Here is a 10,402-nt window from a genome sequence, read left to right on the forward strand (position 1 = left end):
TCGATACCGCACTGAAAGGTGCAGCAAGCATTCTTGCTCCTCAAGGTCGTATCTCTGTTATCAGCTTCCACTCTCTTGAAGACCGCATGGTGAAGCGCTTTATTCGTAAAGAGAGCCAAGGGCCACAGGTTCCTCATGGTTTACCGCTAACCGAAGATCAAATTAAAGCTTTAGGTAGTGCCGATCTAAAACCAATTGGTAAAGCGATCAAGCCTTCTAAAGATGAAGTGGATGAGAATACTCGTTCGCGCAGTTCAGTACTACGAATCGCAGAAAAGCTATAGTCAATGAAGACCTCCAAACCGAACTTAGCCAAGATAATATTTTTTGATTTGATCTCCGTGGGCAAGGTCCCATTGATGCTTCTTATCTGTATCTTCGCGAGTGCGATGGGGGTCGTTCTTACGACACATATGTCACGTCAGGCGATCACGCAAAAAGACACGGCGTTGGTGGAGCGAGAACAGCTTGATGATGAGTGGCGAAATTTAATGCTTGAAGAGACGGCTCTGGCTGAACATAGTCGCGTTCAAGCATCGGCAAAAAGAGAGCTAGACATGAAACGTCCAGACTCTGAAAAAGAAGTTGTGATCACACTGAAATGACCGGTAAAAAGGAAAAAGCACCCGCAAAAGCCGTTAAGAAACCAACGAAAGAGCGAGTGAAGAGCGAAAAGGATTCGGATCCAATTCTTATTAAATGGCGTTTCAACGTCGTTATTGCTTTCGTGTTTCTTGCCTTTGCTGCACTGGTTGGTCGTGTGGCTTACATCCAAATCATTGAACCAGATAACTTAATTCGTCAGGGCGACCTTCGCTCGGTACGTGTTAAGGCCATTCCTTCTGCTCGCGGTATTATTTCAGACCGTAATGGCGAGCCGCTTGCTGTGAGTGTTCCAGTTGAAGCGGTATGGGCTGATCCTAAAACCATTTTCGATAAAAATGGCATGGCCCAAATTGATCGTTGGTACGCGTTAGCCGATGTACTTGGCTTAGAACGACAATCGATGATCGACAAGATCTCTAGCAACAAGTCCCGTCGATTTATTTACCTGCAAAGACAAGTTAGCCCTGCAATGGCTAAGTATATCCGTGAACTTAAGCTGGTGGGTGTTGGTCTGAAGGCGGAATCTCGACGTTACTATCCTGCAGGCGAAGTCAGTGCGCACCTTATCGGTGTGACCGGCATTGATGGACACGGCCTAGAAGGCGTTGAGCGCAGCTATGACAAGTGGCTCACAGGCGAGGCAGGTAAGCGAACGATTCGTAAAGACCGCTACGGACGTGTTGTTGAAAACATTGCTTTAGAAGAGCGTGAAGAAGGCAAACCACTCGAGCTAACGATCGATCAACGATTACAAGCGATCGCCTACCGAGCGATTAAACAGGCGGTGGCCGATCATAAGGCGACTTCTGGCTCTGCTATTTTGTTGGATGTAAAAACCGGCGCTGTGTTGGCGATGGTCAATGCCCCTTCTTATAACCCGAACAATCGTGCTGACTTACAAAGTTTTAAGATGCGTAACCGCGTACTTACCGATGCGATGGAGCCTGGCTCTACCGTGAAACCTTTTGTGGTTTTAGCAGCGCTAGAGAACGGTACTGCTGATCCAGATATCGTTATTGATACCGGCAACGGCATCATGCAGATCGGTGGTAGTCGTGTGCGAGACTCGTCTAAAGTCGGTAAGGCTGATTTAGCGCTGATCCTCAAGAAGTCGAGTAACATCGGTGTGGCGAAGTTGGCACTTAACATGCCATTAGAAGCTCTGCTTGGGATGTACAGTTCTGTTGGTCTAGGCGAAATGTCAGGGCTGAACTTAATCGGTGAAACGAGCGGTATTTTCCCGAATCGTCGTCGCTGGTCTAAGTTTGAAATTGCAACACTATCATTCGGTTACGGTTTGTCTGTTACACCGATGCAGTTGGCACATGCGTATGCGACGCTAGCCAATAAAGGCATGTATGAACCGATTCATATTATTAAGAGTAACGACCAAGACTTTTCTAAGCAGATCATCAAGCGCGAGAACGCTGAACTGGTTTTGAATATGCTCGAAGGGGTGACTCAAAAAGGCGGCACAGCAACAAGAGCGGCCGTTCCTGGTTACCGAGTTGCAGCAAAAACGGGTACTTCTCGTAAGGCTGAAGCTGGCGGATACAGCGACGAATACATTGCGATTACTGCAGGTTTTGCCCCGGTTAGTGATCCAAGAGTCGCGCTGGTTGTTGTGGTCAATGAGCCTCAAGGTGACCTTTACTATGGCGGTTCAGTTGCTGCCCCCGTTTTTTCTGAAATCATGAAGGGTGCACTGCAAATACTGAATGTCCCTGCTGATGAAAACAAGTTTCAAGAATAGAGCCAATCAGGATTCAATATGAGTAATAGCCTCACGCTGTCATCTTTACTTTCTCCTTGGGGGGACTTTAGTTCACCTGAGCTGGATGCGATTGCCGTTGAACAGTTGGAGTTGGATAGTCGTGCCATCAAAGACGGCGATATTTTTGTTGCTGTAGTTGGGCATGCTGTTGATGGCCGTCGTTTCATCGACAAAGCGGTCGCACTGGGAGCCAATGCCGTTATCGCACAAGCTGATGCTGAACAGGCCCATGGTCTGATTGAGTGGTTGGATGCTGTTCCAGTAATTTACATTAAAGATCTTAACTTGGTGTTATCTGAGTTGGCCGGTCGTGTTTACTCGTCTCAAGCAACTAAGTTGATTGGTGTTACCGGCACCAATGGCAAAACCACCATCACCCAATTGATTGTTCAATGGCTTGATCTTGTTGGTCAACGCTCTGCAGTAATGGGCACCACGGGTAATGGCTTTTTAGACAGTCTAAAAACCGCGGCGAATACCACAGGCAGTGCGATTGAAATACAACGCACACTGAGTGAGTTAGCTGAAGAAAACGCGGTTTACACAGCTATGGAAATATCTTCTCATGGCTTGGTGCAAGGTCGCGTTAAAGCCTTGGACTTCGAAGTCGGTGTATTCACTAATTTGAGCCGTGATCATCTTGATTACCATGGCACGATGGAAGAGTACGCTTTAGCTAAGAAGAGCCTGTTTACTGAGCACAAATGCAAGCACGCTGTGATAAATGTTGATGATGAAGTAGGCAAAGCTTGGATGACAGATTTATCGAATGCGATTGCTGTTTCATTACTTCCATTAACGGGCTACCAACAGTCGGTATGGGCATCTGATGTTGCCTATGCAGAAACTGGGATTAAGCTCTCTTTTGATGGTCGTTGGGGGCAAGGTAATCTTTCGGTTCCATTAATTGGTCAGTTCAACGCATCAAACGTACTGGTGGCCTTTTCGACCTTGCTGTCATTAGGTATCGATAAGCAAATCTTGGTCGACACTGCGCCTCAGCTGCAACCTGTGATTGGTCGTATGGAGCTGTTCCAAGTGCCGAACAAAGCAAAAGTGGTTGTCGATTACGCACATACGCCAGACGCTTTAGAAAAAGCATTAGCAGCATTGCGAGTTCACTGTTCTGGAAAATTGTGGGCTATCTTTGGCTGCGGCGGTGACCGTGACACGGGTAAGCGTCCTATGATGGCAGCGACCGCAGAGCAGTTCGCCGATAAAATGATTATTTCAGATGACAACCCTCGTAACGAAGAACCGGCATTGATTGTCAAAGACATGCTAGCAGGCTTAAACAAACCTGAGTATGCATTTGTGGAACACGATCGCTACCAAGCGGTTAAGTTCGCGCTTGAACAGGCAGACAGCAATGACATTATTCTTTTGGCTGGTAAAGGCCATGAGGATTACCAAGTATTAAAAGACGAAACGATCCATTACTCAGATCGAGAGTCTGCGCTTCAACTTTTAGGTATTTCATAATGATTGATGTATCACTCGAACAGATTTGTTCAGCGGTCGGCGGTGAGTTGATTGAGGCTGGTAACTCAAACAATGCCGTAATTAATGCCGTTTCTACCGACACTCGCACCGTTGAAGAAGGCGCATTGTTTGTTGCTATTGTCGGAGAACGTTTCGATGCGCATGACTTTTGTCATCAAGCGGTTGAGGCAAATGCGAGTGCGTTGTTAGTCGAACGAAAACTTGACCTAAATATTACTCAAGTTGTTGTTGAAGACACTAAACTTGCTTTAGGTCAGCTAAGTGCTTGGATCCACAAACAATGTGACGTGCCAACCATGGCGATTACAGGAAGCTGTGGCAAAACGACCGTCAAAGAGATGGTGGCGAGCATTCTGCAGCAACGTGGCAAGGTGCTGTTTACGGCGGGTAACTTCAATAATGATATTGGTGTACCACTAACCTTACTGCGCAGTGAGCCCAATGACGACTATGCCGTGATAGAGCTGGGCGCGAACCACATTGGTGAAATCGCCTATACCACGCAGCTTGTGAAACCGCAGGTGGCGTTGGTGAATAACGTAGCTGCCGCGCATCTAGAGGGCTTTGGCTCAATTGATGGTGTTAAACAAGCGAAAGGTGAAATCTTTCAGGGGCTTGCTGCTGGTGATACTGCTATTGTTAATCTAGAAAGCAACGGTGGTGACTTCTGGAATGAAGTACTCGCAGATAAAACGGTGCTGACATTTTCAGAAAGCGACAGCACGGCAGATTACTTTGCTAAGCATATTCGCATTAATGAGCAGGGCGAAGCGTGCTTTGAGATGCAAACACCGCAAGGCGCTATGCCGGTTGAGCTTGGCATTATTGGTCAGCATAACGTAGCAAATGCGTTGGCGGCGGCAGCGTTGAGCATTCAGTTTGGTGCCACGCTTGAAGAAGTAAAAAATGGTTTAGCGAATCTTATCTCTGTCAAAGGGCGAGTTGAGGTTCAACAATTAAGTCAGAATATCAAACTGATAGATGACAGTTACAACGCCAGCGTACCGGCGATGAAGGCGGCAGCCAAACTGCTGTCGAGCTTCAAAGGTCAGCGTTGGTTGATTTTAGGCAATATGGCTGAATTAGGCGACGAAAGCCTTGCACTTCACCGTCAAGTCGGTGAATATGCTGCCCCATTCGCTTTTGAGCATGTACTCACTTACGGTGATGATACCAAGGTGATTAGTGAGGTCTGTAATGGTACCCACTTTGCAACGCATCAAGCGATGATCGCGCACATAGAGCAGCACTTATGCTTGCCAGAAAACGCGTCACATACCTTGTTGGTAAAAGGCGCGAATAGTGCAGGAATGAGTAAAATAGCCGCTGCTTTAAAGGAGAACTTTTCATGATAATTTGGCTTGCAGAGCTACTACAGCCACACCTTTCTTTTTTCCGTTTGTTCGAATACCTATCGTTTCGTGCAATCGCGAGTATTTTGACGGCTTTATGTCTGTCGCTGTGGATGGGACCTCGTTTAATTGAGCGTCTGCAAATGCTACAAATTGGCCAAGTTGTTCGTAATGACGGCCCTGAATCTCACTTTAGCAAACGTGGTACACCAACCATGGGCGGCGTGATGATCCTAGCTGCCATTATTATTACAGTATTAATGTGGGCTGATCTTTCTAACCCTTACGTTTGGGCGGTATTAGTTGTACTTGCTGGTTATGGCGCGGTTGGTTTTGTTGATGACTACCGTAAAGTGGTTCGTAAGAACACCGATGGCTTGATTGCTCGCTGGAAGTACTTCTGGCAATCGGCGATTGCATTGGTTGTGGCATTTGCTCTGTATGCTCACGGGCACGATACTGCGGCAACTCAACTGGTTGTTCCTTTCTTTAAAGATGTGATGCCACAATTAGGTTTATTGTACATCGTACTGACTTATTTTGTTATTGTGGGTACCAGTAACGCGGTGAACCTAACAGACGGCCTAGATGGTTTGGCGATTATGCCAACGGTGATGGTTGCTGCTGGTTTTGCTGTGATTGCTTGGGCGACAGGTAACGTTAACTTCGCAGCATATCTACACATTCCATACATCCCATACACTTCTGAGCTTGTGGTTGTATGTACTGCTATCGTCGGTGCAGGCCTAGGTTTCCTATGGTTCAACACCTACCCAGCACAAGTATTCATGGGCGATGTTGGCTCACTAGCACTGGGCGGTGCACTGGGTGTGATTGCTGTGTTAGTTCGCCAAGAGTTGGTACTGGTTATCATGGGTGGTGTGTTTGTAATGGAGACTCTGTCAGTGATTCTGCAGGTGGGCTCTTATAAATTGCGTGGTCAGCGTATTTTCCGCATGGCACCGATTCACCACCACTATGAACTGAAAGGTTGGCCAGAGCCGCGTGTTATCGTGCGTTTTTGGATCATCTCAATGGTATTAGTACTGGTTGGCCTAGCGACACTGAAAGTTCGTTAATCCTGTGTGAGCCTCTGAGTAGAGGCTCTTTAAAACTATTAAGAGCATCTTGTTTAAATGGAACGTTGGCAAAATATTCAAAATGTAGTGGTTGTGGGGCTCGGTATTACCGGGCTCTCTGTCGTTAAACATCTCGTAAAATATCAGCCTCATACTCGTGTGAAGGTGATTGATACTCGAGAGCTACCACCGGGCCGAGAATCTTTGCCTGAGTCGGTAGAGCTACATTCTGGTAGTTGGAATAGCCAATGGTTAGCGGAAGCTGATTTGGTGGTTGCTAACCCAGGTATCGCACTCGCGACCCCTGAAATACAAGATGTTATTCAAGCGGGAACTCCGGTTGTTGGCGATATTGAACTGTTTGGCTGGGCGGTAGACAAACCTGTTGTGGCTATCACAGGTTCCAATGGCAAGAGCACAGTGACCGATCTAACGGGTGTACTTGCAAAGGCTGCGGGTCTTAACGTTGGTGTTGGTGGCAACATCGGTATTCCTGCCTTAGACCTTCTAGAGCTTGATGCCGATTTATATGTTCTTGAGCTTTCAAGCTTTCAGTTAGAAACAACATCAAGCCTAAACTTAGCAGCAGCAGCATTTCTGAATCTGTCAGAAGACCATATGGATCGCTACCAAGGCATGGCCGATTACCGCGATGCCAAGCTAAGAATCTTTAATAATGCTCAGTATGCGATTGTAAACCGCGACGACAAAGAGACGTATCCAGACCACAGCATGTCATTAGTAACATTCGGACTCGATGACCAAGAGTTTGGTGTCGCGACAGTTGACGGCATTGAATGGCTAATGGATAACGGTAAACCTGTACTTGCTACCCAAGATTTAACATTGGTTGGACGTCACAATGTGGCAAATGCGTTAGTCTCGCTAGCACTGCTTAAACAAGTCGGTATTGATTACAGCAAAAGCCTTGAAGCTCTGAAAGCCTACAATGGTCTGACGCATCGCTGCCAAGTAGTGGCTGACAAACGCGAAATCAAATGGGTTAACGACTCAAAAGCGACCAACGTAGCCAGTACAATAGCGGCTCTGTCGGGTTTAGAGTGCCAAGGTACTTTGTATCTTCTGGTTGGTGGGGTTGGTAAAGGTGCCGACTTCAGTGAGCTTAAGCCTGTGTTGTCGCAACTAGAGCGCGTTCAACTGTGTTGTTTTGGTGAAGATGCAGCGCAATTTATGCCGTTACACCCATCGTCTAAGACGTTTGAAACTATGGGTGACATTATCGAGAGTATCTCGAAGCAGTTAGTTGCCGGTGATATGGTGATGTTGTCTCCGGCGTGTGCCAGCTTCGATCAATTTAATAACTTCATGGCAAGGGGTGATGCGTTCACTGAACTTGCTCATGAGTATGCCTAACGTGTTGAAGGACTAACATTCAGTGCAAAGAGTGAAAGAGATCAATCAATCCATTTGGCAATGGCTTAACCGTGCCACACCAGAGGCGCTCTACGATCGTCAATTGGTATGGATTGCTCTTGGACTGATGCTGACGGGCTTAGTGATGGTAACATCGGCTTCGTTTCCTATCAGTGCTCGTTTAACCGATCAGCCGTTTCACTTTATGTTCCGTCATGCCATCTTCCTTGTGTTGGCGTTAGGTGTCTCCAGCGTCATATTGCAAATCCCGATGCAGCGCTGGTTTCAATACAGTATGTATCTACTGGGCTTGTCCTTCTTCTTGCTGATTGTGGTATTAGCCGTCGGTAAGTCGGTTAACGGCGCATCGCGTTGGATCCCTTTAGGGCTATTTAACTTACAACCGGCAGAAGTCGCCAAGTTATCGCTGTTTATCTTTATGGCGGGCTACTTGGTTCGTAAACAAGACGAAGTGAGAAAAACCTTCTTCGGTGGTTTTGGTAAACCGATCATGGTGTTCGGCGCTTTTGCCGTGCTGCTGCTGGGCCAGCCCGATTTAGGTACCGTGGTCGTAATGCTAGTGACTCTGTTTGGCATGCTATTCATTGCGGGTGCCAAGCTTTCACAGTTTATCGCCTTGATGGTGGCAGGTATTGCCGCGGTCGTCGGTTTGATTGTTATAGAACCTTATCGTGTTCGACGTGTTACCTCATTCTGGGAACCTTGGAACGACCCGTTCGGCAGTGGTTACCAGTTAACTCAGTCATTGATGGCGTTTGGCCGTGGTGATTGGATGGGGCAAGGGCTCGGTAACTCAATTCAGAAACTCGAATACCTACCCGAAGCACACACCGATTTTGTATTTGCTGTGTTGGCAGAAGAATTGGGTTTTGTTGGCGTGACCTTGGTGTTGATACTCATCTTTAGCTTGGTTTTTAAAGCCATTTTTATTGGCAAAAAGGCCTTTGAAAATGACCAAGTATTCAGTGGTTACCTGGCATTTGGCATCGGTATTTGGTTTGCATTTCAGACGCTTGTTAACGTGGGTGCAGCTTCAGGTATCGTCCCAACCAAAGGTCTAACCTTGCCGCTGATCAGTTATGGTGGTTCAAGTCTTATCGTGATGTCGGTGGCGGTGTCTATGCTGCTGCGTATCGATCACGAATGCCGAATGCAACAAAAAGAACAAGCCGATAATCAAAACGAATTAGTAGAATAAGAATCTAACGTTATGAAACAAAACAAAAAACTTTTAGTGATGGCTGGTGGTACTGGCGGTCACGTTTTCCCAGGGTTAGCGGTAGCGAAAAAGCTTCAGCAACAAGGCTGGGAAATTCGCTGGTTAGGAACGGCAGACAGAATGGAAGCGGATTTGGTACCAAAGCATGGTATTGAGATCGACTTCATCAAGGTGAAAGGCCTGCGTGGTCAAGGCATTAGCAAGTTAATTAAAGCGCCGTTCCAGATTATTAATGCCATACTTCAAGCAAGACAACACATTAAAGCATGGCAACCTGATGTGGTGCTTGGCATGGGTGGTTACGTGAGTGGCCCGGGTGGTATCGCGGCATGGTTGTCTGGCATTCCTGTGGTTCTGCATGAACAAAATGCAGTGGCAGGTTTAACCAACCAATGGCTGTCTAAGATTGCTAAAAAGGTTTTCCAAGCTTTCCCTGGTGCTTTCCCTACCGCAGAAGTGGTGGGTAACCCAGTACGCGAAGATGTGGTTGCCTTAGCTGAACCCGAGCAACGCATGGCTGAGCGTGATGGTGACATCCGCATCTTGGTTATGGGCGGCAGTCAGGGCGCCAAAATCCTGAACGATACCATGCCAATAACGATGGCGCAGCTTGGTGAAGGCTTCACTGTGATGCACCAAGCGGGTAAGAACAATCAACAACAAGTTATTGAGCAATACAAATCACATTCTGTAGATAATGTTCAAGTGACTGAATTTATTGATGATGTGGCGCAAGCTTATGAGTGGGCAGATCTATTAGTGTGTCGCTCAGGTGCATTAACCGTATCAGAAGTGTCTGCAGCCGGTGTCGGATCTATCTTCGTTCCGTTTATGCACAAAGACAGACAACAAGCGTTGAATGCCGACCATTTAGTTGAATGTGGCGCAGCGTTAATGATTGAACAGCCTCAACTAACGGCTGATAAGCTAGCGAACACTATCGCGCAGCTTGATAGAAATGAATTAAAAATGATGGCAACAAAAGCTCGTCAAGCCGCCAAGCTTGATGCTGATGTGACTGTCGCTGAAGCGATTAAAGCTTTAGCAAAATAATGAGATTGAATTGATGACGATTGAACATACCCAAGACTTAGCGCAAATCCGTGCAATGGTGCCAGAGATGCGCCGTGTTAAATCTATCCACTTCATTGGTATTGGTGGTGCCGGAATGAGTGGGATTGCTGAAGTCTTGCTAAATGAAGGCTACCAGATCACGGGTTCTGATATTGCTCAAAACCCAGTGACTGATCGTTTAGTTAGCAAGGGTGCGACCGTTTATATCGGTCACCAAGCAAGCAACGTTGCCGACGCAAGTGTGGTGGTGGTTTCAACCGCTATCAATGAAGAAAACCCAGAAATTATTGCAGCTCGTGAAGCGCGCACACCGATCGTTCGTCGTGCAGAAATGCTGGCTGAGTTGATGCGTTTTCGTCACGGCATTGCTGTGGCAGGTACGCACGGTAAAACAACCACG

10 protein-coding genes are annotated in these 10,402 nt (G+C 47.0%); all 10 read left to right on the forward strand.

Annotated features, from left to right (window positions below; translation table 11 throughout):
• Positions 1-284, forward strand: a 284-nt coding sequence (gene mraW, locus IQQ51_RS26835; protein ID WP_228012751.1) for a 16S rRNA (cytosine(1402)-N(4))-methyltransferase, incomplete at its 5' end; no start/stop codon positions are given.
• Between the two features lie 3 nt (positions 285-287).
• Complete coding sequence (gene ftsL, locus IQQ51_RS08840; protein ID WP_019824585.1) at positions 288-605, forward strand: cell division protein FtsL; 318 nt, start codon at positions 288-290, stop codon at positions 603-605.
• Positions 602-2,359, forward strand: coding sequence for a peptidoglycan glycosyltransferase FtsI (locus tag IQQ51_RS08845; protein ID WP_019824584.1), 1,758 nt, complete (start codon positions 602-604; stop codon positions 2,357-2,359). Before ftsL ends, IQQ51_RS08845 begins: the two co-directional genes overlap by 4 nt.
• Positions 2,360-2,377: 18 nt before the next feature.
• Positions 2,378-3,862: a UDP-N-acetylmuramoyl-L-alanyl-D-glutamate--2,6-diaminopimelate ligase gene (gene murE, locus IQQ51_RS08850; protein ID WP_193840849.1), complete on the forward strand. Its 1,485-nt coding sequence runs from the start codon at positions 2,378-2,380 to the stop codon at positions 3,860-3,862.
• A complete protein-coding gene (locus tag IQQ51_RS08855; protein ID WP_193840850.1) occupies positions 3,862-5,235 on the forward strand; it encodes a UDP-N-acetylmuramoyl-tripeptide--D-alanyl-D-alanine ligase in 1,374 nt (457 codons plus the stop codon). The genes murE and IQQ51_RS08855 overlap by 1 nt, the downstream gene beginning before the upstream one ends.
• Positions 5,232-6,314, forward strand: a complete 1,083-nt coding sequence (gene mraY, locus IQQ51_RS08860; RefSeq protein ID WP_004735991.1) for a phospho-N-acetylmuramoyl-pentapeptide-transferase — start codon at positions 5,232-5,234, stop codon at positions 6,312-6,314. Before IQQ51_RS08855 ends, mraY begins: the two co-directional genes overlap by 4 nt.
• Before the next feature lie 57 nt (positions 6,315-6,371).
• Complete coding sequence (gene murD, locus IQQ51_RS08865) at positions 6,372-7,688, forward strand: UDP-N-acetylmuramoyl-L-alanine--D-glutamate ligase (protein WP_193840851.1); 1,317 nt, start codon at positions 6,372-6,374, stop codon at positions 7,686-7,688.
• Positions 7,689-7,710: 22 nt separating this feature from the next.
• The gene (ftsW, locus tag IQQ51_RS08870; protein WP_048609688.1) at positions 7,711-8,907 is read left to right on the forward strand and encodes a cell division protein FtsW; all 1,197 of its coding nucleotides are present in this window, start codon (positions 7,711-7,713) and stop codon (positions 8,905-8,907) included.
• Positions 8,908-8,919: 12 nt separating this feature from the next.
• A complete protein-coding gene (gene murG, locus IQQ51_RS08875; RefSeq protein ID WP_086773774.1) occupies positions 8,920-9,981 on the forward strand; it encodes an undecaprenyldiphospho-muramoylpentapeptide beta-N-acetylglucosaminyltransferase in 1,062 nt (353 codons plus the stop codon).
• A 13-nt stretch (positions 9,982-9,994) separates the two neighbouring features.
• A partial coding sequence (locus tag IQQ51_RS26840; RefSeq protein WP_228012752.1) for a Mur ligase domain-containing protein occupies positions 9,995-10,402 on the forward strand: 408 nt, incomplete at its 3' end.

The organism is Vibrio sp. OPT18, assembly GCF_015163615.1.
GTDB classification, from domain to species: domain Bacteria; phylum Pseudomonadota; class Gammaproteobacteria; order Enterobacterales; family Vibrionaceae; genus Vibrio; species Vibrio coralliirubri.

Coding starts and splice junctions, on each gene's coding strand:
- ftsL (WP_019824585.1), top strand. CDS start 288: ATGAAGACCTCCAAACCGAACTTAGCCAAGATAATATTTTTTGATTTG.
- IQQ51_RS08845 (WP_019824584.1), top strand. CDS start 602: ATGACCGGTAAAAAGGAAAAAGCACCCGCAAAAGCCGTTAAGAAACCA.
- mraY (WP_004735991.1), top strand. CDS start 5,232: ATGATAATTTGGCTTGCAGAGCTACTACAGCCACACCTTTCTTTTTTC.
- IQQ51_RS08855 (WP_193840850.1), top strand. CDS start 3,862: ATGATTGATGTATCACTCGAACAGATTTGTTCAGCGGTCGGCGGTGAG.
- murE (WP_193840849.1), top strand. CDS start 2,378: ATGAGTAATAGCCTCACGCTGTCATCTTTACTTTCTCCTTGGGGGGAC.
- murD (WP_193840851.1), top strand. CDS start 6,372: ATGGAACGTTGGCAAAATATTCAAAATGTAGTGGTTGTGGGGCTCGGT.
- murG (WP_086773774.1), top strand. CDS start 8,920: ATGAAACAAAACAAAAAACTTTTAGTGATGGCTGGTGGTACTGGCGGT.